Genomic DNA, 22,244 nt, shown 5'->3' on the forward strand with positions numbered 1-22,244 from the left:
TGATCGCATCGACAACGACATCCCGTTCACCGATTTCACCATCGGGTTTGACACGGCGGTCAGCATCGTTGTCGATGCGATCAATAAGATTCGGGATACGATGAGCTCTCATGAACGCTCGTCCATTGTTGAGGTCATGGGCCGCCACTGCGGAGATATCGCCCTCTATGCCGGCCTGGCCAGTGGAGCGGAGACGATTCTGGTGCCCGAGGTGCCGTACGATCTGGACGAAATCGCCAATCGCATGACGGAAAACTTCTCCCAAGGAAAGCGTCACAGTATCATTATCGTGGCCGAGGGCGTAGGCAAAGGGGAAAATATTTCGGCGGAAATTATGAAGCGCAACGGAATCGAGCCGCGGGTGACCGTGCTTGGACATATTCAGCGGGGCGGTACGCCTACGCACAACGACCGGATTCTGGCTAGCAGCCTCGGCGATTTCGCCGTACGCCGACTGATCGCAGGAGATTCCGGCAAGGCATGCGGAATGGTCAAAGGCGAGCTTGTTGCGACCGATATTGATAAAGTCGTGCATACCAAAAAACAATTCAATATGGAATTATACGAGCTTTCGAAACGGTTATCCCAATAAAAGCACAAAAAACATGCAGTCTTCCGTGGGCGGAAGGCTGCATGTTTTTTTTCATACGTTAGGACTTATTCCGAGTCTGGGCTAACACGGCCACAATTTCAGTGGTAGGACGGTTTCCTCTTGCCGCATAACGGATCTTGCCGTCCCGGCCGATGACATAGACGATGCGCTGCTGCCCAAGCAGACCGAATAACGTCTGGCCCACATCGTACAGCTGGCGGATCGTCTCCCCGGAATCGGTGACAAGCGGAAAATCGTAGCCGAACTTTTGCGAGAACTGCCGGTGCTCTTCGAGGGAACCGGGATTGACGCCCAGCACCAGCGCATCATAATCGGCATACTGGGCCTTGGAATCGCGAACCGCACAAAGCTGCTTCGTGCAGATGGGCGTGTTGTCCTTCGGATAAAAAATAAGCACGATCGGCCGTTTCCCCAGATGATCGGCTAACCTGACCGCACCTTGCGTGCTTTCTGCGGCAAATGCCGGAGCCTTGGTCCCGATGGCAAGCAAAGGCTTCCCCTCCTATGGATGACGAAGTACATTAGTTGTATTGTAGCGAATTGCTGCTGGGGGAACAAGGCTAGAAATGCTGACGGACGCTACAGTGAATTATAAAACTCGACTAAATGCTCCCAAAGCTGTTTTCCGGCGTATGACTTGTAGTTCATCTGCTTAGCGCTGCCCATGTAGTAGGTAAACGGCTTATTGCTATGTTTGCGGAAGGTCGTTTCATATTCCTTGTATAAGTTATATCTATCGGGCTTGCTTGCGTCACCGTCGATTTCCATGTCAACGCCGATGTTTGCGCTTCGGAGCTTGATATAACTATCGTTGGCAGGAATAATCGGCTTGCCGTCCGTATAGCTCAAGTACCCGTTTGTTATGCTTTTGTCCACAACCAGCAGCGGTACTTTGTTTCCGTCAAAATAGTAATGCGGCTGCAGTAAAACGACATCGGCGATATTTTCGTTAATGACGTAAGCAAGACGTTTCAATTGATCGTTATGAGGGGTTACGTACGGAGCCCATGCCACATTGAGGCTGCCGTTGTTTTTGGCCCATTGCTTGATCGACCTCATCGTTTTGACTACGGTGTTATCGTTCATGTTGCTTTGCAGCGTTTTGGTCCAGTTTGCCCCGGTATATTTCGTACCGGTGTCGGCACCGTCCAAATAAATGTTCTCGAAGTTGATATAGACGCCTTTCACATGCTTGTCCCATTTGGCTTGTCCGATGGTCTTTTTAACTGCATCAAGAAATCCGGTGATGGAGTCATCGTATGTGTTTGCGCTGCTCTTCGAGTTTCGTGACGGGGTGGAGATCCAAAGCTTGGCTTGAGGATTGGCCGCGACGATTTTATTGGCCTGATTGGCGAAATCCGTTACATCCGCTGAAGCTGCCGTCGTTTTGGTCGTCACGATAATGAAATGGTCCGCGCCTTTGGATAAATTGACAATATCTTCGGTTTTGTATTCCGGTTGATTCGAGCCCGTATAGATCAATACGGATCTCATTTGCAGATTTGAGGAAGCCTGGGCTGTGGTAGTGAGCCCAACTGTCCCTGCTAACAGGACGGAACAACATAAAAGAGACAGACACCATGTTTTTGCCTTTTTCAAAAAAGATTTCATCACTTTTCCTCCATGTATATTTTGGTTTATATTTCCATAATATGCATTTTGTTTTGTTTCTTCAAATCTTTAATTTGTCTCTAATTCATTCAAATCGTGAAGCGGCATCGCTCCTTCGGCACTTGCTTCTTTTGGCCGATTTCGGTAGGATGGGGGAGCGGTCCATTTTGACAGGATGAGGAGGCAACTGCGGTGTACATATACAAGCTGGAAGTCGAATTGCAGGAGCAGCCCATCCGTGTCGTGGTCATGGCGGAAAACGACGAGCAGACGTTCGCACTGCTGGACGAGCTGTTGGCGCGTCATTTTGTCCGCAGCCCGGAAGTGCTGGGAGCGACGATCGTCGAGAAGAAACGCGCGGTCAAAGGCGCAGGTTATGTGATTGAGAGCAAAGAGCAGTAAACATTATAGGAAGCAAAGGAGCAGTCAAACGATGAAAATTACGATTATTGCAGGAAGCAACCGTAAAGATGCTACGAGCACGCAGCTGTGCCGGTATATTGCGCGGCTGCTTGATGAAAAGCAGTGCCAGGTTACGCTGTTCGATTTGTATGAGAAGCCGCTGCCGTTCTACAACGGGGACCTCGATCAGACGGATGCGAATATCGTCGAGCTGAGACAGCGTCTGCTGGAAGCTGACGGCATCGTGCTGGCGACGCCGGAATATCACGGAAGCGTATCGGGCGTCTTGAAAAACGCGCTCGATTTTACCGGCTTCGATCACTTCGACGGCAAAGTGACGCTGTCCGTCAGCTCGGCCGGGGGAGCCGTCGGCGTCAGCTCGCTGCAGCAGCTGCAGACCATCGTGCGCAACCTGCACGGCATCAATTGCCCGGAATGGATCTCCATCGGCGGAGCCCAGCGCAGCTTTACGCCGGAGGGCGAGCCGGAAGATGCCAAGACACGGGAGCGCGTGCTGAAGACTGTCGGCTATTTCGCACAGATGATTTCGACGTTTCGGAAATAATCGGGAATGAAAGGGGAGTGGGATCGCCGTGGCGGCGATATTGCAAAATGACTGGGCTCCTTTGCTGGAAGATCAGTTTCAGGCGCCTTATTATAACCGGCTGAGATCGTTTTTGAAGCAGGAGTATGCCACGCGTACGGTATACCCGGATATGCACGATATTTTTAACGCCCTTCATTATACTTCTTATGCGGATACCAAAGTGGTCATTCTCGGACAAGACCCGTATCATGGCCCGGGACAAGCTCACGGCCTAAGCTTCTCGGTCAAGCCCGGAATCCCGGCACCGCCTTCGCTGCAAAACATATTCAAGGAGCTGCAAAGCGACCTTGGCTGCTCGATCCCGGATAACGGCTGCTTGGTGCCTTGGGCCGAGCAGGGTGTGCTGCTGCTGAACACGGTGCTTACCGTGCGGCAGAGCGAAGCGCATTCCCACAAAGGACAAGGCTGGGAAACGTTCTCGGACCGTGTCATTTCGCTGTTGAACGAGCGGGAGAAGCCGATCGTGTTCGTTCTCTGGGGAAGCCCGGCCCAGCAAAAAATGCAATTGATTACCGAGCGGCGCCATTTCATCGTGCGGTCCGTTCATCCGAGCCCGCTATCGGCGCATCGCGGCTTTTTCGGCAGCCGTCCGTTCTCGCAGGTCAACGATTTTCTGCGAAGCATCGGCAGCGCGGAGATTGACTGGCAGCTTCCGAATTTGGGCGTACAAAGCCGCAGCAGCGGCACGGCCTGACCTTTTGTACAAATGCAAAAGCCCGCTCCTTTCGATGGAAGGAAGCGGGCTTTTCACTTATCTCGCAGGTAAGGTTTTTTACTTGTAATCGACGTCCGGCGTGTATGTATTGACGGCGTTCCATAACAGGAACTCTTCGGTGCCGTTATCTTTCAGCGCACGTACTTGCTCTTCGATCTCTTTTTTGCCGTAACGGATGTGGCCAGGTACCCAAGTGGCAGTGAAATCTTGAATCCAAGGCCGCACGACCGGCTTCAGAGATTGCAGCGGATCAAGCTTCTTGGTGGTATCCTTCATCGCCCCGTTGATCGTCACGTATGGCGCGGCATCCGGCACTTTGGCTCCGAACCAACCGTTCGAATAATGGCTCGGATAAATCATCGGGCAGATGACGTCGACGTTCTGGGATATTTTCTGGAAGTCTTGGCCGATGCCTTCGGCGGCCGGTACGGAAGCGGCATAGCCGAAGATATCAACCGATACCCGGACTCCCAAGGGGGTGAGCTGCTCCCGGGCGTACTTCACGAATTCGGCAACCGCTTCGATGCGGGAGCGCTCGTCTTTATCGTACTTCAGTGTATCGGCCCGCTTCTCGAAGCCTTCCGGGAACCGGACGTAATCGAACTGGATTTCCTTGAAGCCCGCCTTGGCCGCTTCTTTCGCAATCGCGATATTGTAGTCCCATACTTCTTTCTTGTACGGATTCACAAAGCTTTCCGGCGGATTTTTGCCATTGCCCCAGACGGAGCCGTCCGGATTCACAAAAGACAGATCAGGCCGTTTTTTTGCCAGTATGGTGTCTTTGAACACGACGATGCGGGCAATCGGATATACCTGGTGCTCCTGCAGCGTACTCATCAGCTTCGGCATGTCGGTAATAACTTTTTTCGTCGTCTCCATCGCGTTCAGCTCAGGATTGCCGGTATCGTACGTTATGTACCCCCAGTCGTCCTTCAGGTCGATGACCATCGAATTCAACTCGGTTTCGTCCATCAATTTCAGCAGCGTATTCATACGCGAGCCGCCTGCGCTGTGTGCCGTGACGTAGATGCCTTTCACCTTCGGCGCATCTTTCTGCGGGTCTTTCTTGTCCGCCGGCGTCAGCCGGTCGAACAGATTCCCGTCAGGGGAAGGCTGCTGGGCGACGGCAGTTTTGGAGTCGATCGAAGCTTGGGCCACCTGCTCGAATGTCGCATCGGGATGATCGGCGCTAACGCCCCCCCAGGCCATGAGGAACGCGGCCAATAAAAGTTCCATGAATCAGTCTCTCCTTGCTAGTTTGATATCTATCATTATAATAAAAGAGTCGGCAATCCGATAGAGAGCTTTGATAGATTTTAAATGACACATCAAAAAAGGACCGGTGCCCGGATGAACAAACAAATCTGGACGCTGCGGGGTCTGAACTTTTCATACTATGCGACCACCGCTGTTCTCCTGCCGTTTCTGCCCCTTTACTTTGAAGGAAAAGGCTACTCTTCCTCACAGATCGGACTGCTTATGATGATCGGGCCGTTTGTGACGATCTTCGCCCAGCCGATCTGGGGCTATTTGAGCGACCGCTACCAGACGCTGAAGACGATCATCTTCGGGCTCTGGGTCATGACGGTTTTGTCAAGCATCGGCATTTTCGAAACGAGCGGGTACACCCTTGCGCTGCTCTTTATGCTGCTGCTGTACTTCTTCATGCAATCGTCGGTGCCGCTGCTCGACACGGTGTCGATTAAATCCGCGCTGCAAGCCGGGAAAAGCTACGGTTCGATCCGGATGTGGGGCTCGATAGGATTTACGCTGCTGGCGCTATCGTCCGGTTATGTATTGGACGCCTTAGGCGGGATGAACAGCATTCCTTATGTGTATTGGAGCATCTGGGTGCTGCCTTTTGTGCTGCTCGTGTTTCTTAAAGACGAGAAAGGAACGGGAGAGCGCATTTCGCTCAAGGCGCTGGGCAGCTTGTTCGGAAACAAGCCGTTCCTATGGTTTCTGCTGCTGATCTTTATGCTCATGGTGCCGCACCGGATGAATGACGGACTGTTCGTCCTGTATTTGAAAGATTTAGGAGCTACGGATTCAATGGCGGGATGGGCCTGGGCGCTTGCGGCAGGAGCGGAAATTCCGACCTTCGCGCTGCTCGGCCGCTATATGCATCGGTTTCACGAGCTGGCGCTGCTGGGGATCGTCGCGGTGCTGTACACGATTCGCTGGTTGTTATATGGCTGGGTATCGGACCCGTCCGTATTGATGTTATTACAAGCGACGCACTGTATTACGTTCGCCGCCTTTTGGATCGTTTCGGTGCAATATGTCGTCCGGCTCGTGCCGCAAGAGCTGCAATCTACGGGCCAGTCGATGCTGTCCATGGTGTTTCTGGGGCTTGCGGGCATTGCCGGCGGTTCGGTCGGAGGCTGGATCAAAGACGAATGGGGCGGCTCGTACATGTATTACATGGGAGCGGGGATGGCTTGTATCGCAGCGGTGCTGCTGCTTGGTACACATGCGTATTATCGCAAAAAAAACCATCCGGCCTGATCGGGGACGAATGGTTTCATGTACTGGAATTATTTATTCGCTGTCGGCTGAACGGGTTCGCTTGCCGACGAAGCCGCAGGAGCCGCCAATTCTTTTTTCGGGGCTTCGGGCTCCGGAGGATTATCGTCGGAACGGCCGCCGTTGCCTGACGTTGCATCTTTAAATTCGCGGAACATTTTGCCGAAACCGCGTCCTAGCTCCGGAAGCTTGTTCGGTCCGAACAAAAGCAGAGCGACGAGAGCGATCAAAATGATGTGCCAAGGGGATAATGCTCCCATAGTTTAAGTACACCTCCGAAATGGTATGATCTAATCATACCATTTATTTAATTGTACTATAACACATTTTTGTTACAAAAAGACAACGATTTTAGGACAGTCCTAAAAATATTTTAAGAAAATCAATCAGGCCTCTTGTTCGTTCAAAAAGGTAAGCCGCACTTCTTTCAAATTCATCAGCGCCGAGCCGGTTATTATATCCGGCTTGACCGTTAGCGTATAGATACCAGGCCCGGGAATGCGCACCGTTCCAAGCTCGGCGCTTCCGAAATCGTACCAGCCGCCCTTCGGCTGCACCATTCCTTGAAGCCGCTGGCCGCACAGCTCTACGCCATACGTGCCTCCGGCTTCGCCTTCCGCCGCTCCGTATACGACCGTTACCTGGCAAGTTCCAGCCGTTTCTGCGCGGAACGTCCATTGGATATAGTCTGCGGGATTGATCCAGTCCGTGACAACGTCTCGGTCTCTTTTGCCGGTATCGTAACGCAGCGCGCTGCCGTGGATGTCGCCGTCGAAGGCGCCGAACCGGTTGATATAATCGCGCTCCAGCAGCCGTTTCACCGGATTGGCGTCAATCGCGCCTTCGTACTCGACAACGATAACGGTGATGTTCGGGTCAAGCGGGTCAGCAGGCACATCGATCAGCACGTCTTCGCTGTTCAACCGGCGATGGGGAAGCGGGCGCCGCTGCGGATCGGCCAGCAGGTACGCGCTTACGACGTCGTTGCGCAGCCCCGGAACGATCAGCCGCCCGCTTGCGGGCCATTCGAACACGTGCAGATAGAGGAGGCCGTCCTTTGTCGTGCAGCGACCCCACTGCGGCTTGCCGAGCGGGCTTCCGGTCGTCCCGTATACGCTCTCGCCGTTCGTTTTCAGCCATTGTCCGATCTTGCGCAAAATATGCTTCGACGGTTCGTCGAATTCGCCCTCCGGTGTCGGGCCTACGTTCAGCAGATAGTTGCCGTTCAAGCTGAACACGTCGATCATGTTGTGGAGAATGCTTGTCACGGATTTCCAGTTGTGATCCGTTTTCTTGTAGCCCCAAGAATCGTTCATCGTGTGGATCGATTCCCAATCTTTGCGGTTGATCCGGATGTGCAGCTGATTGTCGCCGGAATTGCCGTAATCCCCGAAGCCGTCCCGGCGCACGCGGCGGTTCACCAGACAATCCGGCTGCAGGCTGCGGACCGTATCGACAAACCTCTGTCCCTGCTCGTCGGTCACCTTATGCCCGCAATCGAACCATACGATGGCGACATCGCCGTAGCCGGTCAGCAGCTCCCGGACTTGCGGAAATGCCTTTTCCTCCAAATACCGCTCATACCGCGTAAATTTGTCCTCATCGTTCACCCACGATTCCAAAGGGTCCCATGCCCCGATATTGTTCGGATAATCATGTGTGTTGCCCTGGGAATCGGGATGATGCCAGTCCATCGAGTGGGAGTAATAGAAGCACAGCTTGATTCTTTCCTTGCGGCAAGCCGCGGCTAATTCCTTCATCGGGTCGCGGCCGAAAGGGGAGCGTTTGACGATATTAAAATCGTCTGCGGCCGAATTGTACAAAGCAAAGCCGTCGTGATGCTTCGCCGTGAACACGATATATTTCATACCGGCATCTTTAGCGGCCTGTACCCAGGCTTCCGCATTGAAGCTGACCGGGTTGAACGCTTCCGCGAGCCGCTCGTATTCCTTCACCGGAATTTCGCCGCGCAGCATAATGTGCTCTCCGTAAGCGCCCGGCACCGTCCGGCCTTTCCAGACGCCGCCCAGCAGCGAATACAATCCCCAGTGGATAAACATGCCGAAGCGCGCCTCCCGCCACCAAGCCAGCCTGCGGTCCTTCAGCTCTTCCTTCGGCGAGAGCGGGGTCGCCTGATCGGCCGCTTCCGCTTCCGCATTATCCATATACATATCCCGTTTGATCACCGAGAAGCCTCCATCCGTTCGCGGTTGATTGCTGCCGCGTTGCTTACTCCCATTGTACCCGGCATATGATATAATCCCTATGGATGCGGTTAACGCTTATTTGTACGAAATTAACCTTTTTTCGAACCGTCAAGTTACGCTCTTCGAGGTGCTGCGATGTCAAACAACGAACCGGATTTCTCGCTGCTCAGCCATTTGCTGACGGATATGAAGACGGAATTGCTCAACGCAAGACGGAGCAAATGCAATCCCGACTGGATTCAAAAGCCGTTCACCCCCGCGTACAGCAAAATTTATTACATTTGCGAAGGGGAAGGGCGGATGACGGTTGGCGGGCAGGAACTGTTCCCCCGGCCAGGGCAGCTTGTTTTTGCTCCGGCCGGGCTGGTGCAATCGTTCTCGGTTACCGATCCGGCCCGGACGTATTCGATGTATTGGTGCCATTTTACGTCCGACTTGAATTGGGCGGGACTTTTTTCGTTGTTCAAGCTGCCCTATTGTTTGACGGCACAGGAGCCTTCCGAAGCGATTGTACTGTTCGAGAGGCTGGCGGACGAGCATAGCGCAAAGAAAGGACCGGCCAGGTCGATCCGGATCGAGGCTGCGTTGTTGAGCGTCATTGCCTGCTATTTGGAGCAGGCGGTGTTGAGGCAGGAGGAGCAGACAGGCCTATCGTTCCGTCACAGCAAGCTTGGAGAGGTGCTGGACTACATTGACGCGCATTTGGCCGAGGAGATGACAATTGCCGAACTGGCCGACATCGTGCATCACCATCCCAATTATTTTGTGCGCTTCTTCAAGCGCCAGCTCGGGACGACGCCGATGACGTACATCTACGAGCGTCGGCTCGAAAAAGCGAAGCAGCTCATCGGTTCGACCGACATGACCATCGGCGAGGTGGCGCAGGCGACTGGCTTTCACGACCTTTTTCATCTGTCTAAAAACTTCAAAAAATCGGTCGGTATCGCGCCTACGGAGTACCGCAGCTTATCCCGCGGATTGCAGCTGCCTTCCGAATAGGGGCATAAAACAAGACCGCTCTTCCTGCCACCGTAGCGGAGGCCGAAGAGCGGTCTTATACTGGTTATGACGCTTTACTCATTCAATGAAGGAAGGCGTCCTTTTGATGTTCCGAAATGCTGTATTGAATAATTTCCATGGCATCGTCTGTTTCGAGAGCTTCCAGTCCGTTGCGCAGCACGATCTCCGATTCGAGCTCGCGTTTCTTAAGGAATGGATACAACTCCGGCGTAAGTCTCATGACAATGGTTGCCAATTTTACGGTTTCCACAAGCATCACCCTTCCCGTCATCTGTTGTTTAGAGATCAGGACTTACGAGTAATTCAGGTTAAGCCTTGGAAAAACGGTATGAAATTACTCCTCCAGTATAGCATATTTCTAAAGTTCTATGTACCGGAAATTTTGCTTAATTGCCTTGTTCGCTCCGGTCGGAGCGGCGGAACAAACCCATGACGCCTACGGTTTCGGTGATGTTGACGAAAGCCTGCGGATCCCATTGGCGCACCAGGTTTTGCAGCTCGTTCAATTCGTAGCGCGTTGTCACCGTCATCAGCATATGCTGCGGTTCCTTCGTATATGCTCCTTCGGTATCGATGACCGTGACGCCGCGCTTGAGCTTTTGCATTTTTTTCAGGAGCAAATCCTTTTTCTTGGTGATGATGAAGACGGTTACTTTCAAATGCCGGATATGAATCGTATCGATGACTTTGCCTGTAATGAACATGGACAGCATGGAGTACAGGGCCAGGTCCCAGTTGTTTTTGAAAAAGCCGAGGGCCACGATGACAATGCCGTTCAGACCGAACAGAAACGTGCCAAGCGAAAAATCCCGTTTGCGCGTGAGGATGGAAGCGATGATGTCAAAACCGCCGGTCGATCCGCCTACCCGCATCGAAATGCCGGTTCCGATCCCGACCAGCACGCCTCCGGCAACGGAAGACATAATTAAATCTTTGCTGACGGTCATCGTAGGGATCAGCTGCATGAACCAAGTCGTCAGTACAACCGAGACGACGCTCAAAATAATGAATTTGCGCCCGAGCGTCAGCAGCCCCCAGATCAGCAGCGGCGCATTAAAGATAAGAAACAAGAGCGAAATATTCCAATCCGTAAAATAACCGACCAGCATGGATACGCCGGAAATGCCGCCGCTGAGCAATTGATGGGGGATCAAGAACAGGTTGAAGCTCGAGGCGATCAGAGCCGAGCCAAGAAGACAGGCGATTAAAGAACCGGTCCAGGAACGTTGAAGCTGAAACATGAATGCACCTCCCGCATGCTTTTAGTATGAAGCGTTTTAACGGTTTTGAACCCCGAAAGCCGAAAAAGAGCCAAGCTTCCCTTGGGTAAGGGAAAGCTTGGCGGTCTTATTTGCGCTTGAACGATCCGGAACGCGAACTGGTGCTCGGCTTCGAGGAACCGGAGGAAGGCGTCTTATAAGTCGGTTTGGAGCCGTCGCTCTTTCTGGCCGAATCCCCTACGGTCGGATTGCTTTTCGGCGGTGTGCCGGTCTGCGGATTCGACGGTGTGGTCGTCTGTGAATTCGACGGCGTGTTTGTTTGTGAATTTGGCGGCGTCGTGCTAAAGCTTCCCTTGCGGTCGGACGTCGAAGGCTGCGGCTTGGTCGTCGAGCCTGTCGAACCTGTAGATCCCGCCGAACCCGGGTAAGGGACGGATTGGTACCTGCCGTAATCGTTATAGCGTTTGCTCGACGTATACCCCTTGTAATCGTAGCCCGAGCCGCGGCTGCTGTTGAACCATCCGCCGCCGAACAGGGATTGCAGCAGCGTTGCCGCAACATAGCCCTGAAGGAACGAGGAGTCGTAGTTTTCTTTGGCGTATTGGATGGAGTCAACCTCGACCAAGGTCGTCCCTTCGGCGTTCGGGTCCTTTTGTACGTTGATGATCTTATTATCGTAGACCAGGAACATCCGCTCTGCCGAATCCTTGCTCATTTCGGTCGGCTTTTCCTTGTCTGCGATTTCCTTGGCGACGGTCGGCACGTCTTTGCCAGCGACGGAATAAATTTTAGCCGTGCTCTTTCCTTGCCCTTGAACGTCGATTAACGAATAGTTGTCTTTAATATAGTTGCCGGCGTCGCCGCAAGCGGCCAGCAACGTAAATACCAGCAGGATGGCAATCCATTTGGATAATTTGTTGATCATGCGGCGGTCACCTCCGTTTCAAGCTGTTTATGAATCCGATTAGGAAATGAGGACTAACGGTCATCGGGAGCCCTTCATAAATTTAATTTGTCCCGCCGGTGTCGGGGAGCCTTCCATGGCGACATACTTTCCGTCCTGCCATTGCAGGAAGAAGTAACGGTTCTCCGAACCGAAATAGCGCCAGAACATGACCTCGTCTCCTGCGCGGAAATCGGTGTTCCCTTCGACACGCACCGTATCCGTGCGGTTATGCTCCATATGGTACGTTACTTCGCCGCCGACGTCGAGCACGGACGGCACGTCGTTCGGATCGTCAAGCGAACCTTCCACAAATTCGCATAAAAAACATTCGTACGTACGCCCTTTTTCCACAAGCAGACATGATATATGCTTGCCGTTTTGCAGATAATATGCAAAGCGGTGCGGCGCAAACCCGCGGTCAAAATAAACGGCCTTGCCGGATACGACATATTCTTCAAGGTCTACGTTAAGAATATCGCCGACCACCGTTTCCTCGAGCGGATTCGTTGGCTTCACTTCCGGCTCCGGATTGTTGCTTTTAATAATTGAACCGACTCGTTTCCATATGGACATGGGCATTTCGCTCCTTTTCAAAATCGACGAATATATTTATTATATACGATATTCGGCGAATTTGGGTTTCAAGTTTGAACAATTCTGGAATATGACAGCAGGGTATGGTATACTACTAAAGATATTCTTAAGTACGGCCTTGACTGTTCATATTGACACGGCTTGGAAGGTGTTTCATGAAGAGATTAAAAATAGAAGATAGGAGCGCACTTAAGGGTATAGACAAAAGAAAACCCTAGAACAAAGGAGATTGAAATCATTTGAAAACTTTCAGTGAATTCGGCTTAGAGCCAAAGGTACTTCGCGCAATTACGGAAATGGGCTTCGAGGAGTCGACCCCGATCCAGGAAAAAGCCATTCCGGTAGCGATGGAGGGACGCGACCTTATCGGCCAAGCGCAAACGGGAACAGGGAAAACCGCGGCATTCGGCATTCCGCTCATTAACAAAATCGACATTAAAGAAGAGCGGATCGTCGCTTTGATCATGTGCCCGACACGTGAATTGGCAATCCAGGTAGCGGAAGAGATCGAGAAGCTGGGACGCTTCAAGGGCATTCGCTCCCTGCCGATTTACGGCGGTCAAGATATCGTAAAGCAAATTCGCGCGCTGCGTAAAAAGCCGCAAATCATTATCGGTACGCCGGGCCGTCTGCTCGATCACATCAACCGTAAAACCATTAAGCTGGACGACGTGCAAACCGTCATCTTGGACGAGGCTGACGAAATGCTCGACATGGGCTTCATGGAGGATATTCAATCGATCCTGAAGCTCGTACCGGATGAGCGTCAAACGATGTTGTTCTCGGCGACGATGCCGATCAACATTCAGAAGCTGGCTCAGCAATTTTTGACCAACCCGGAGCACGTATCCGTCATTCCGAAGCAAGTTAGCGCGCCGCTGATCGACCAATCCTACATCGAGCTTCACGAGCGCCAGAAATTCGAAGCGCTCTGCCGCTTGATCGACATGGAAGCGCCGGACCTTGCAATCATCTTCGGCCGGACGAAGCGTCGGGTCGACGAGCTCTCCGAAGCATTGCAGAAGCGCGGCTATACCGCAGAAGGTCTGCATGGGGACCTGTCCCAAAATCAGCGTGACAACGTGATGCGCAAATTCCGTGACGGAAGCATCGATGTTCTCGTTGCAACCGACGTAGCGGCCCGCGGTTTGGACGTATCGGGCGTTACTCACGTCATCAACTTCGACCTGCCGCAGGACCCGGAAAGCTACGTGCACCGGATCGGCCGTACCGGTCGTGCGGGCAAGGAAGGCGCAGCCTATACGTTCGTTACGCCGCGCGAGATCGACCACCTGCATTTTATCGAGAAAATTACGCGTCACAAAATTTCCCGCAAGCCGATGCCAAGCCTGGCGGAAGCCATCGAAGGCAAGCAAAAAATGACGGCAGAGCGCGTGCTGGAAGCGATGCAAAGCGAAGACCACAATCAATATAAAGGTCTTGCGATTTCCCTGCTGGAGCAGCACGATTCCGTTCATCTTCTGGCTGCAGCGTTCAAGCTGCTTACCGGCGAGAAGAAAGACATCGAAATCGAGTTGACACCGGAAGATCCGATCCGTGCGAAGAAAAGAAGACCGGACATCCGCAGCAACGGACGCAGACCGTCGGGCTCTTACGGTACGGCTGGCGGCGCACGCCGCAACGATCGTCCTTACGGCGACCGCGGCGGCTATCGTGGCGGCGACCGCAACCGTCGCGACGGCGGCGGATACCGTGACGGCGGGCGCGACCGCGCCTACCGCGGTCGTTCGGACCGTGACAATCGCGGAGGGTACTCCCGTTCCTCCAACCGCTCGAACGAAGAAACACTCGTGTAATAAAAAAGAAGCAAGCGCGCCACTTCGGCGGGCTTGCTTCTTTTTTTGATAAAGAAAAAGGCAGGCCCTGTACGCATTCGCACATGCCTGCCATTTCCTAGTTAAATGCATTATTAGAAAAATAAGCCGCGGCTAACGATGACCAGCAGAATAAACAGAACCAAGATAACAGCAGTGGAAGTTCTAAATCCTCCTGCGAAACCACCCATCGTGACCAGCCTCCTTCCTGTATTTTACCACCAGAAACAGCGTTATCCGCACGGATAACAGTTCTCATGTGCAAGTAAAGCTCCTCGACATCCGGGCGCGGGTATCCCTTGCTTGCCCATGGGACATTACCGCTGCATGCAGATAACGGGATGACCGGGGCTAATTGCGGTTGGTACTTTAGCATATGTTCTTTGGATCATTATGTATGGACGGCTACCTAGATGGAATGAAATAGGCTATAATAAAACATATAGATGAAGGAGGGCATAGGATTTGGAATTTCGAGGAATCATGGGTGGGTTTTACCGTATTTCCGAATGGATCATGAGACTATCGGTTATCAACGTATTGTGGGTCATATGTGCCATTCCTTTCTTTTTCTTGGGGCTCGTTTTTTTGCAGTCTCAGTCGGCTGATCAAGCACTGCAAACGCTTATACTGATGGCCATTGTCGCGCCATTCACCATCTTTCCGTCGACGACAGCGATGTTCAGCGTGGCTCGCAAGTGGTTGACCGGGGAAGAGGATGTGCCGCTGTTCAAGACGTTTTTTCGCGGCTACAAGGATAACTTCGTCCAAAGCTTGCTTGGCGGTCTGATTTATATTATTATTGGCGTCATCTTGTACACCAATTTCCAGTTTTATGGTAATCAAACGGGGACCTTTGGCATTTTGCGCTTTCTGGTGCTATCGCTCACCGTGCTGTTGATCATTTCGTTGTTCCATTTCTTCTCGATCCTTTCGCACCTGCACATGAAGATTTTGCAAATCGTCAAAAATGCGCTGTTGATTACGATCGGCAATCCGGTGCGGTCGCTCTCGATGATCGTGTTGAACGGAATCGTCCTGTATGTCAGCTTTAGCATGTTTACGTTCCTGATTCCTTTTTTTATGGGCAGCTTGATCGCGGTCGTATCGTTCTGGCACTTTAACCTCATATTCGGAAAGCTGCAGGAGAAGCAACAGGAGCTGGCCGAGAAAGAAGCGGAACAGCAGCGCCTGCAGGCGGAAAACACCGATGATTCGGAGGTGCCCGAAGGGGACCGCAAGGCGGATAAGCCATAATTTTCCGCAGGTTCCAACAAGAAGAGCGGCGCAAAGGTTTACTTTCGCCATGGAGTGGACTATAATAAGAATACAACAAAATCCTGCGATGTGCGTTTCGGTTTTACAGTTGTTTTGAACCAATGACTGTTTCTTGGGAGACCTACATTGAATCGCGGCTGTCATGCCCTCGAAAAGGGACTTCAAAACCGATTCTGCGGACACCCACCTGCGAGAGCGGGTTTGAGACACGAAATCGGACGGCATATGCGGGTTTTTTTGTTGCGTTAAAATGTTAGCGTTCACAATAAAAGAGAGGGATGTTGGAGATGAAGCTCTTTATCGACACAGCCAATGTGGAAGAAATCCGCAAAGCACATGAACTCGGTGTCATCGCCGGTGTTACGACGAATCCGTCGCTCATTGCCAAGGAAGGAAAAGATTTCTTCGAAACGGTGAAGGAAATCATCTCGATCGTCGGAAACCTGCCGATCAGCGCCGAGGTGATCAGCCTTAAAGCTGACGAGATGGTGGAACAGGGTAAAAAACTGGCTGCTCTTGGCGACGGTATTGTCGTAAAAGTTCCTATGACGGAAGAAGGACTGAAAGCGACGAAACGTTTCAGCGAGATGGGCATCAAAACGAACGTGACGCTGATTTTCAGTTCGACGCAAGCTTTGCTTGCCGCACGCGCCGGAGCTACGTACGTCTCCCCGTTTGTCGGACGTCTTGACGATATTAACCAAATCGGAATGAATTTGATTAAAGAAATCGGCCAAATGTTCAAGGTACATAACATTAGCTCCGAAATTATTACGGCAAGCGTACGTACGACGACTCACGTCATCGACGCGGCGCTGCTCGGAGCGGATATTGCGACCGTTCCTTATAAAGTGATTCAACAAATGATCAAGCACCCGTTAACGGATGCCGGCATCGAGCGCTTCCTGAAAGACTGGGAAGGCGCCAACCAAAGCACATTCTAATAGCCAAGTGGGACGGGACAACCTTCCTGCAACAGGGCCCAAGCTGCGCAATATGCGACAGCAGGCCCTGTTTTTAATTGTCACACGCAATCGCGTTTCATTTCATGCCAGGCGATGCCGCCATGTTCGGATGCCGAAGAACGGATATAACGGAAGCCCAGACGTTCGTAGAACGAAATCAAATGCTTCTCGCATAGCAGCAGTACGGCTTCGAGCCCGCCCGCATCCGCTTGCTCCAGCAAAGCTCTCATCAGCCGGGCCCCGAGTCCGCTGCCGCGGTAATCCGGGTGAACGGCGACGGTCAGCACGCATAAAAATTGTCCGTCCGGGTCGCTGGCTCCGATCTGCTTCATTTCTTCATCAGCAAGGTTTTCATGAGACAGGCGAACGGCGTTTGCGATTCCGACGACCCGTCCGTCGTGCTCGGCGACCTTGAAATAACGGCCGAACGTCTGCAGGCGGTAATCGAACGCTTCGAGGGAAGCAGCGGCCTCCGGGGGATAGGACATCGTTTCAATCGCATAAGCTTCGGCCATATCGGCTGGCAGTGCTTGTCTTATCATCATCAATGAGCTTCTCCTTCAAAAAAATAGGAAATGTACAGCGAAATCGCAAACTTGTCCGGGATTCGAATCATAGACTGGCTTCCATGTTAATATACTGGTAGCAAGGGAATCGCAGAAATCAATTTTGTACAAAATATGAACGGTTTTAATTCGATAGCTCTTTCTCTTCCCTGCAAACAATGATATGATAAAAGATAGTGTTAACCGGAATAGATTGTCACTTCATTGAGGAGGGAAGGCTTTGCTAAAGCGCACCTTAATCGGTCTCATTCGCAGCCACGAAACAACAGGAGAGAAGGCTAAGGATCCGGCTTTGAAGACCCGATACTATAAAATCTCCAAAGATCAGGCATGGGACGAAGTCGTGAACATGTTCAAGAAGCTAAGCGGCTACAAACTTCTCCACGAAGTCAAGAACGTCGGCGAAATCGTAGTGGAACGGCGTACCATTACCGGCCGCACGCAGGATATCACCCTTACCATGTTCGGCATTAATCCGCTCAAGACGGCGATCGATATCTATTCGGCTTCCCGCGGCTCGCTCGGAGACCTCGGTTCGAACTACAGGACGATCCTTGATATATATAGGCACATCGACAAGCGGCTGGCCGCTTATAAAATAAACGATTAAAAAAAACAGCGAGGAGCTCCATGGCTGCCCGCTGTTTTTTTGTGTGTCATGACTGACGGTCGGAAACGAAATTAAACGAGCTTTTTCACTGCTTCGATCGCAGCTTCGTAGTTCGGATGCTCCGTCATTTCGCCGAGGTATTCCACGTATTGTACGGTATCGTTCGCATCGATGACGAAGATGGATCTCATCAGCAATTGCAGTTCGTCAATCAGCACGCCGTACGCTTGGCCGAACGAACGGTTTTTGTAGTCCGACAGCGTTACGACTTTATCGATGCCCGCAGCGCCGCACCAGCGGGATTGCGCGAACGGAAGATCCACACTGATCGTCAGTACAACGACATTGTCGCCGAGTTTGGCTGCTTCTTCATTGAAACGGCGGGTTTGTGCATCGCATACGCCAGTGTCCAAAGAAGGCACCACGCTGATCAGCTTCACTTTGCCGGCATAATCGGCAAGAGATGCGGTTTCGAGCAGGTTTTTGTTGACTGTGAAATCGGGAGCTTTATCGCCTGGCTTAACTTCCGTTCCGATGAGGGTAATCGGGTTGCCTTTGAATGCCGCTTTTGCCATGAGTACATGGGCCTCCTTCAATGTTTGAGAATGATTGGTATTTCACCAAAATATATTATAATCTTTTATAAGAGAACTTGTCCAATAGGAGTGCACAACTTTAAACATAAATAGGGGGAAGGAATAGCTTTGGAACTTAGACAGCTGCAGTATTTTGTAAAGGTGGCGCGCAAACAGCACGTAACCCAGGCAGCGGAAGAGCTGCATGTGGCGCAATCGGCGGTCAGTCGTCAAATCCATCAACTGGAAGAAGAGCTTGGTGTACAATTGTTTGTGCAAAAGGGCCGCAATCTGCAGCTGACTTCGGTCGGAAAGCTGTTTTTGTGCCGAGTGGAGGACATCCTGACCGATCTGGATCGCGCGGTGGACGAGGTCCACGAATTTCTCGACCCGGAGCGGGGCGAAATTCGGATCGGTTTTCCCCACAGTCTCGGTATTAACTTGTTGCCGACAGTTGTAGCGAGCTTCCGTAAAAATTACCCGAACGTCAAGTTCCGCCTGCGTCAAGGGACTTACAACAGCTTGATCCGCGACGTCATGAAAGGAGAAATCGATCTGGCTTTCATTTCACCTTTTCCGGAGAAGCATAATCACGTGGTCGGTGAAGTGCTGCTGCAGGAAGAGCTGTATGCCATTGTGCCGGAAGGCCATGAATTATCGGGAAACGATTCGATTAAGCTGGAGCAGCTCCGGGGCGAATCGTTCGTCATGTTCAGCGAAGAGTATTCGCTCCGCGCGATCGTATTGGAAGCTTGTGCGAAGGCGGGCTTTACGCCCAAGATCGGATTTGAGGGGGAAGAAACGGATACGATCCGCGGGCTGGTAGCGGCAGGCATGGGCGTCAGCCTGCTGCCGGAGATGGCATTGAAGGAAATCAACGAGCTTCAGCCGGTCAAAGTGCGCATTACGGAACCGATCGTTACGCGCAGCATTGGCCTGATTCGGCGGAACGGCGAAAAGCTTCCGCCCGTGGCGGAAGTATTCCGCAAATTTTTGCTCGATTTTTTCGAGAAAAAAACCGCCCGGGCTTAACATGTATATTCATGGACGCGGCCTCGGGTTTAAGCGATCATCGCGCTAATAGCGGTGACGCCAACCAGCCAGTCCATAAGCGGAACACGGGGAAGCCGGGAGCTTCTTGCTTTTTTTTCGGTCTCTTTCGCTTGCTCCAGCATTTGCATTTCAAGTTCGAACGGGTTCAACATGGTGTCTCTCCTCCTGAGGAAGCCTTTATTTTCGCTTGCTTGCGGCTTCTGGTTTCATTATACCTTGCGAAAGATGAATAAAAAGTGTAGCATATATTTTATTTCTTTCATCTTTTATGGACGCATGGACCGGCGAGGAGGCGTTTTCAGAATGATCGACTTCTACTATTTGCGCCTGCGCAAGAAATATGCGGAGGTAAAGGAACAGGCTGAGATTGAGATTACGCTGACGGAGCTGACGGATATATTTCAATGTACGGCCCGCAACGTCAACCTGGTATTGAAACGGATGGAAGAAGCGGGCTGGATTCGCTGGACTCCGGGCCGCGGGCGGGGACATCGTTCCAAAATCGTATTTTTGGCCAAGTGCGAAACGATTGCGCTGGAAGCCGCTCAAGCGTTAGTGAAGAAAGGCGACATCCAGCAAGCGTTCGCTTATTTGGAAGAGCACTCCGCATTGCCTGCGCTCAAGGACCAGTTCGTTTATTGGCTGGATTCTCACTTCGGCTACCGGCCCGAGGTGAAGAACGATACGCTGACGGATACGCTGCGGCTGCCCTATTCCAAGCGGATTGCTTGTTTGGACCCGGCGCTCATCACCTTTGTCGTAGAATGTCATATGGTACAGCAAATTTTTGACGTATTGGTCAGAATGAATACGAAGACGGGCAAAATCGAGGGTGGGCTTGCGCACTACTGGACCAACGGGAATAACGGTAAGGAATGGACATTTCATTTGCGCAAAGGGGTACTCTTTCATCACGGGAGAGAAATGACCTCGGAGGACGTCAAATATTCCATCGAACGTCATCACAGCAAGGAATTGGGCTCCCCGTTCCACTGGCTGTTTGCGGATGTGGATCGCATCGAAACGATCGGCAGCTACGCCATACGCATTCATTTGCGGCGACCTAATCCGTTATTCCTGCATCATTTGAGCTACGACCGCGCTTCGATCGTTCCGCAGGATGCGGTGACGGAGCTTGGAGATGCGTTCCGCAGGATGCCGATCGGAACCGGTCCTTTCCGTGTGGTCCAAAATGACGACAATATGCTGGTTTTGGAGGCATTTCCGCGTTATTTCGAGCGGCGGGCGCATCTGGACCGGATCGAAATTTGGTATACGCCCGAGCTGATGCGAAAAGCAAGTCATCTTCAACCGCCGAACTATATGATGCGGCACCAATGCGACACGGCTGAAGAGCTGCCAGAAGACTGGCAGACGATTCAAACCATTGGGCGGGATTGCAGCTTTTTTACGTTTAATTTAAACTTGCCCGGACCGCAGCAAAATCTGTCTTTTCGAAGGGCCGTCGTGCATGGCGTTGACCGCAAGCTTTTGGTGCCGTCAAACTCGCCGGGAGATGTGACGTTCGCCAAGTGGTTTTACGAGGAAAATCGGGAGCCTAGCGATACGGATGAGCAATATGATCCGATGCTCGCTAAACGGCTGCTGGCGGAGAGCGGGTATGACGGGGAAGAGATGCTGCTAGTGCACGCGCCCCATCACAAAGGGTTTGCAGAGAACTTGCAGATCCAGCTAAGCGACATTGGCATCAAGGTAAAGCTGAACGAAGTGATCTGGGGAACGCCGGAAAGGGAGGAACAGGTAAAAAGCTCGCATTTCACCTTTAACCGCAATGTCTTGGATCATGACGTAGAGCTGTCGGTTATCGAACTGTTTCTTGCAGACAATTGTGTCGTTCGGATGCATCTTGGCAACGAGTTGAAGCAGCAGACCGATTTCATCATCGAACGCCTGTACCAAGAAGGCTCACCCGGAACGCGCGGCGCGTATTTGAATCGGCTGCGGCAGCTTGTAACCGATCAGGCTTACGTCTTGTTTCTGTTCCATCATACGCAGCGTACCGTATTCCATCCTTCATTAAGAAACGTCTCTTTGAACTCGCTCGGTTGGGTCAGGTTTCGGGATCTGTGGTTCGAACCGACGATGGACGCCCTGGAGCAGGGCGCTAATACCGAATGAAAAAAAGCCGCCGGATCACTCCAAGAAGGAGCGGTCCGGCAGTTTTCGCGTTCGGTGTATCGAGCTTAATCGTCGCTGCGGTTAGTGAAAATCATAATATACTTGATCAGCTCGAGCAGCGAGATCAGCGCAGCGGCTACATAAGTAAGCGCAGCGGCGTTAAGTACTTTGGCTACGCCCCGTTCTTCATCGTTGGTGATAAAGCCTTCGGCAACCATCAGGTCGCGGGCCCGGTTGCTGGCGTTAAACTCTACCGGCAAGGTCACGAGCTGGAAAGCGACGGCGGCGGAGAAGAAAATAATCCCCAGGCCAAGCAATCCGGTCCATTGGAACAAAAAGCCTGCGATCAAGAGCAGCGGCGCAATACCGGAAGCCAAGTTCACGACCGGGAACATCCGGTGGCGGGCAACGAGCATTGGGTAATTCACCTTATGCTGAATGGCGTGACCGACCTCGTGGCAGGCGACCGATACGGCCGAAATGGTGCTCTCGTAATAAACCGGCTCCGACAATCGTACGGTGCGGGCGATCGGATCGTAGTGATCCGTCAGCGCGCCGGGAATCGGCTCTACCGGAACGTCATACAATCCGTTGGAGTCCAGCATGCGGCGGGCCGCTTCGTATCCCGTCATACCGGATTGCACGGATACTTCGGACCATTTGTTGAAAGTTCCTTTAACCCGGAACTGCGCCCAAATGGAGAGTATGAACGCAATGATAATAAGGAAATCCATAGGGTGAAAAAGCATCGATCCATTCCTC

The 22,244-nt window shown here is 52.2% G+C and carries 26 protein-coding genes and 1 other RNA gene; 13 read left to right on the top strand and 14 right to left on the bottom strand.

Features of this window, described 5'->3' with window-relative positions; translation table 11 throughout:
- Nucleotides 1-592: 6-phosphofructokinase (locus QJ48_RS10480; protein ID WP_193394418.1), on the top strand; the 592-nt coding region annotated here is incomplete at its 5' end.
- Between the two features lie 58 nt (nucleotides 593-650).
- On the opposite strand, the gene QJ48_RS10485 is transcribed toward QJ48_RS10480, so the two are convergent.
- Together QJ48_RS10485 and QJ48_RS10490 are read right to left on the bottom strand one after the other, a co-directional pair.
- On the bottom strand, nucleotides 651-1,103 hold the full coding sequence (locus tag QJ48_RS10485; protein WP_054973565.1) for a peroxiredoxin: 453 nt from the start codon (nucleotides 1,101-1,103) through the stop codon (nucleotides 651-653).
- An 89-nt stretch (nucleotides 1,104-1,192) separates the two neighbouring features.
- The gene (locus QJ48_RS10490; RefSeq protein WP_157261584.1) at nucleotides 1,193-2,107 is read right to left on the bottom strand and encodes a hypothetical protein; all 915 of its coding nucleotides are present in this window, start codon (nucleotides 2,105-2,107) and stop codon (nucleotides 1,193-1,195) included.
- Nucleotides 2,108-2,416: 309 nt separating this feature from the next.
- Here QJ48_RS10490 and QJ48_RS10495 point away from each other — a divergent pair, with 309 nt between their 5' ends.
- From QJ48_RS10495 to QJ48_RS10505, 3 genes are read left to right on the top strand one after another with little or no spacing between them, the layout of a single operon-like run.
- On the top strand, nucleotides 2,417-2,626 hold the full coding sequence (locus tag QJ48_RS10495) for a DUF3906 family protein (protein ID WP_054973567.1): 210 nt from the start codon (nucleotides 2,417-2,419) through the stop codon (nucleotides 2,624-2,626).
- Between the two features lie 31 nt (nucleotides 2,627-2,657).
- Complete coding sequence (locus QJ48_RS10500; protein ID WP_054973568.1) at nucleotides 2,658-3,191, top strand: NADPH-dependent FMN reductase; 534 nt, start codon at nucleotides 2,658-2,660, stop codon at nucleotides 3,189-3,191.
- 28 nt (nucleotides 3,192-3,219) lie between these two features.
- Complete coding sequence (locus QJ48_RS10505; RefSeq protein WP_054973569.1) at nucleotides 3,220-3,927, top strand: uracil-DNA glycosylase; 708 nt, start codon at nucleotides 3,220-3,222, stop codon at nucleotides 3,925-3,927.
- A 78-nt stretch (nucleotides 3,928-4,005) separates the two neighbouring features.
- Here QJ48_RS10505 and QJ48_RS10510 read toward each other — a convergent pair whose 3' ends face one another.
- The gene (locus QJ48_RS10510; protein WP_054973570.1) at nucleotides 4,006-5,184 is read right to left on the bottom strand and encodes a putative glycoside hydrolase; all 1,179 of its coding nucleotides are present in this window, start codon (nucleotides 5,182-5,184) and stop codon (nucleotides 4,006-4,008) included.
- A 114-nt stretch (nucleotides 5,185-5,298) separates the two neighbouring features.
- Between QJ48_RS10510 and QJ48_RS10515 the strand changes: the two genes are divergently transcribed.
- Nucleotides 5,299-6,456, top strand: coding sequence for an MFS transporter (locus tag QJ48_RS10515; protein ID WP_054973571.1), 1,158 nt, complete (start codon nucleotides 5,299-5,301; stop codon nucleotides 6,454-6,456).
- Nucleotides 6,457-6,485: 29 nt separating this feature from the next.
- Here the strand turns inward: QJ48_RS10515 and tatA are convergent, their stop codons facing one another.
- Complete coding sequence (gene tatA / locus QJ48_RS10520; protein ID WP_054973572.1) at nucleotides 6,486-6,734, bottom strand: twin-arginine translocase TatA/TatE family subunit; 249 nt, start codon at nucleotides 6,732-6,734, stop codon at nucleotides 6,486-6,488.
- Between the two features lie 126 nt (nucleotides 6,735-6,860).
- Nucleotides 6,861-8,660, bottom strand: a complete 1,800-nt coding sequence (locus QJ48_RS10525) for an alpha-L-fucosidase (RefSeq protein ID WP_054973573.1) — start codon at nucleotides 8,658-8,660, stop codon at nucleotides 6,861-6,863.
- A gap of 156 nt (nucleotides 8,661-8,816) precedes the next feature.
- Here QJ48_RS10525 and QJ48_RS10530 point away from each other — a divergent pair, with 156 nt between their 5' ends.
- Nucleotides 8,817-9,680 carry an AraC family transcriptional regulator gene (locus QJ48_RS10530; protein ID WP_054973574.1) on the top strand — a complete coding sequence of 288 codons (864 nt, stop codon included), beginning with the start codon at nucleotides 8,817-8,819 and terminating at the stop codon, nucleotides 9,678-9,680.
- A gap of 82 nt (nucleotides 9,681-9,762) precedes the next feature.
- Here QJ48_RS10530 and QJ48_RS10535 read toward each other — a convergent pair whose 3' ends face one another.
- The 4 genes from QJ48_RS10535 to QJ48_RS10550 all read right to left on the bottom strand — a co-directional run bounded on the left by QJ48_RS10535 (nucleotide 9,763) and on the right by QJ48_RS10550 (nucleotide 12,440).
- Nucleotides 9,763-9,957: a hypothetical protein gene (locus tag QJ48_RS10535; protein WP_054973575.1), complete on the bottom strand. Its 195-nt coding sequence runs from the start codon at nucleotides 9,955-9,957 to the stop codon at nucleotides 9,763-9,765.
- 130 nt (nucleotides 9,958-10,087) lie between these two features.
- Nucleotides 10,088-10,942 (bottom strand): YitT family protein, encoded by an 855-nt coding sequence (locus QJ48_RS10540; protein ID WP_054973576.1) that lies wholly within the window; start codon nucleotides 10,940-10,942, stop codon nucleotides 10,088-10,090.
- 106 nt (nucleotides 10,943-11,048) lie between these two features.
- Nucleotides 11,049-11,846, bottom strand: coding sequence for a DUF4247 domain-containing protein (locus tag QJ48_RS10545; protein ID WP_193394419.1), 798 nt, complete (start codon nucleotides 11,844-11,846; stop codon nucleotides 11,049-11,051).
- Between the two features lie 60 nt (nucleotides 11,847-11,906).
- A complete protein-coding gene (locus QJ48_RS10550) occupies nucleotides 11,907-12,440 on the bottom strand; it encodes a DUF4178 domain-containing protein (protein WP_054973577.1) in 534 nt (177 codons plus the stop codon).
- A 260-nt stretch (nucleotides 12,441-12,700) separates the two neighbouring features.
- Here QJ48_RS10550 and QJ48_RS10555 point away from each other — a divergent pair, with 260 nt between their 5' ends.
- On the top strand, nucleotides 12,701-14,278 hold the full coding sequence (locus tag QJ48_RS10555; protein WP_054973578.1) for a DEAD/DEAH box helicase: 1,578 nt from the start codon (nucleotides 12,701-12,703) through the stop codon (nucleotides 14,276-14,278).
- A gap of 113 nt (nucleotides 14,279-14,391) precedes the next feature.
- Here QJ48_RS10555 and QJ48_RS38640 read toward each other — a convergent pair whose 3' ends face one another.
- The gene (locus QJ48_RS38640; protein WP_082420454.1) at nucleotides 14,392-14,487 is read right to left on the bottom strand and encodes a sporulation protein YjcZ; all 96 of its coding nucleotides are present in this window, start codon (nucleotides 14,485-14,487) and stop codon (nucleotides 14,392-14,394) included.
- A gap of 274 nt (nucleotides 14,488-14,761) precedes the next feature.
- Between QJ48_RS38640 and QJ48_RS10560 the strand changes: the two genes are divergently transcribed.
- From QJ48_RS10560 to fsa, 3 genes are all read left to right on the top strand, one after another.
- The gene (locus QJ48_RS10560; protein ID WP_054973579.1) at nucleotides 14,762-15,553 is read left to right on the top strand and encodes a YesL family protein; all 792 of its coding nucleotides are present in this window, start codon (nucleotides 14,762-14,764) and stop codon (nucleotides 15,551-15,553) included.
- A 77-nt stretch (nucleotides 15,554-15,630) separates the two neighbouring features.
- A non-coding RNA gene (gene ssrS / locus QJ48_RS35305) (6S RNA) lies at nucleotides 15,631-15,812 on the top strand.
- 49 nt (nucleotides 15,813-15,861) lie between these two features.
- The gene (gene fsa, locus QJ48_RS10565; RefSeq protein WP_054973580.1) at nucleotides 15,862-16,518 is read left to right on the top strand and encodes a fructose-6-phosphate aldolase; all 657 of its coding nucleotides are present in this window, start codon (nucleotides 15,862-15,864) and stop codon (nucleotides 16,516-16,518) included.
- Nucleotides 16,519-16,598: 80 nt separating this feature from the next.
- On the opposite strand, the gene QJ48_RS10570 is transcribed toward fsa, so the two are convergent.
- Nucleotides 16,599-17,084, bottom strand: coding sequence for a GNAT family N-acetyltransferase (locus tag QJ48_RS10570; RefSeq protein WP_054973581.1), 486 nt, complete (start codon nucleotides 17,082-17,084; stop codon nucleotides 16,599-16,601).
- Between the two features lie 241 nt (nucleotides 17,085-17,325).
- Here QJ48_RS10570 and QJ48_RS10575 point away from each other — a divergent pair, with 241 nt between their 5' ends.
- Nucleotides 17,326-17,715, top strand: a complete 390-nt coding sequence (locus QJ48_RS10575) for a DUF1499 domain-containing protein (protein ID WP_010491409.1) — start codon at nucleotides 17,326-17,328, stop codon at nucleotides 17,713-17,715.
- 71 nt (nucleotides 17,716-17,786) lie between these two features.
- Here QJ48_RS10575 and tpx read toward each other — a convergent pair whose 3' ends face one another.
- Nucleotides 17,787-18,290 (bottom strand): thiol peroxidase, encoded by a 504-nt coding sequence (gene tpx, locus QJ48_RS10580; protein WP_054973582.1) that lies wholly within the window; start codon nucleotides 18,288-18,290, stop codon nucleotides 17,787-17,789.
- Between the two features lie 129 nt (nucleotides 18,291-18,419).
- Here tpx and QJ48_RS10585 point away from each other — a divergent pair, with 129 nt between their 5' ends.
- Nucleotides 18,420-19,322 (top strand): LysR family transcriptional regulator, encoded by a 903-nt coding sequence (locus QJ48_RS10585; RefSeq protein ID WP_054973583.1) that lies wholly within the window; start codon nucleotides 18,420-18,422, stop codon nucleotides 19,320-19,322.
- Between the two features lie 29 nt (nucleotides 19,323-19,351).
- Here the strand turns inward: QJ48_RS10585 and QJ48_RS36800 are convergent, their stop codons facing one another.
- Nucleotides 19,352-19,495: a hypothetical protein gene (locus QJ48_RS36800; protein ID WP_157261585.1), complete on the bottom strand. Its 144-nt coding sequence runs from the start codon at nucleotides 19,493-19,495 to the stop codon at nucleotides 19,352-19,354.
- Between the two features lie 151 nt (nucleotides 19,496-19,646).
- On the opposite strand from QJ48_RS36800, the gene QJ48_RS10590 reads away from it, so the two are divergent.
- The gene (locus QJ48_RS10590; protein ID WP_054973584.1) at nucleotides 19,647-21,482 is read left to right on the top strand and encodes an ABC transporter substrate-binding protein; all 1,836 of its coding nucleotides are present in this window, start codon (nucleotides 19,647-19,649) and stop codon (nucleotides 21,480-21,482) included.
- A gap of 65 nt (nucleotides 21,483-21,547) precedes the next feature.
- On the opposite strand, the gene QJ48_RS10595 is transcribed toward QJ48_RS10590, so the two are convergent.
- Entirely contained in the window at nucleotides 21,548-22,231 is a 684-nt protein-coding gene (locus tag QJ48_RS10595) for a zinc metallopeptidase (RefSeq protein WP_054973585.1), read from the bottom strand.
- Nucleotides 22,232-22,244: the final 13 nt, after the last annotated feature.

Origin of the sequence: Paenibacillus sp. A3, assembly GCF_001399685.1 — a bacterium.
GTDB lineage: Bacteria > Bacillota > Bacilli > Paenibacillales > NBRC-103111 > Paenibacillus_G.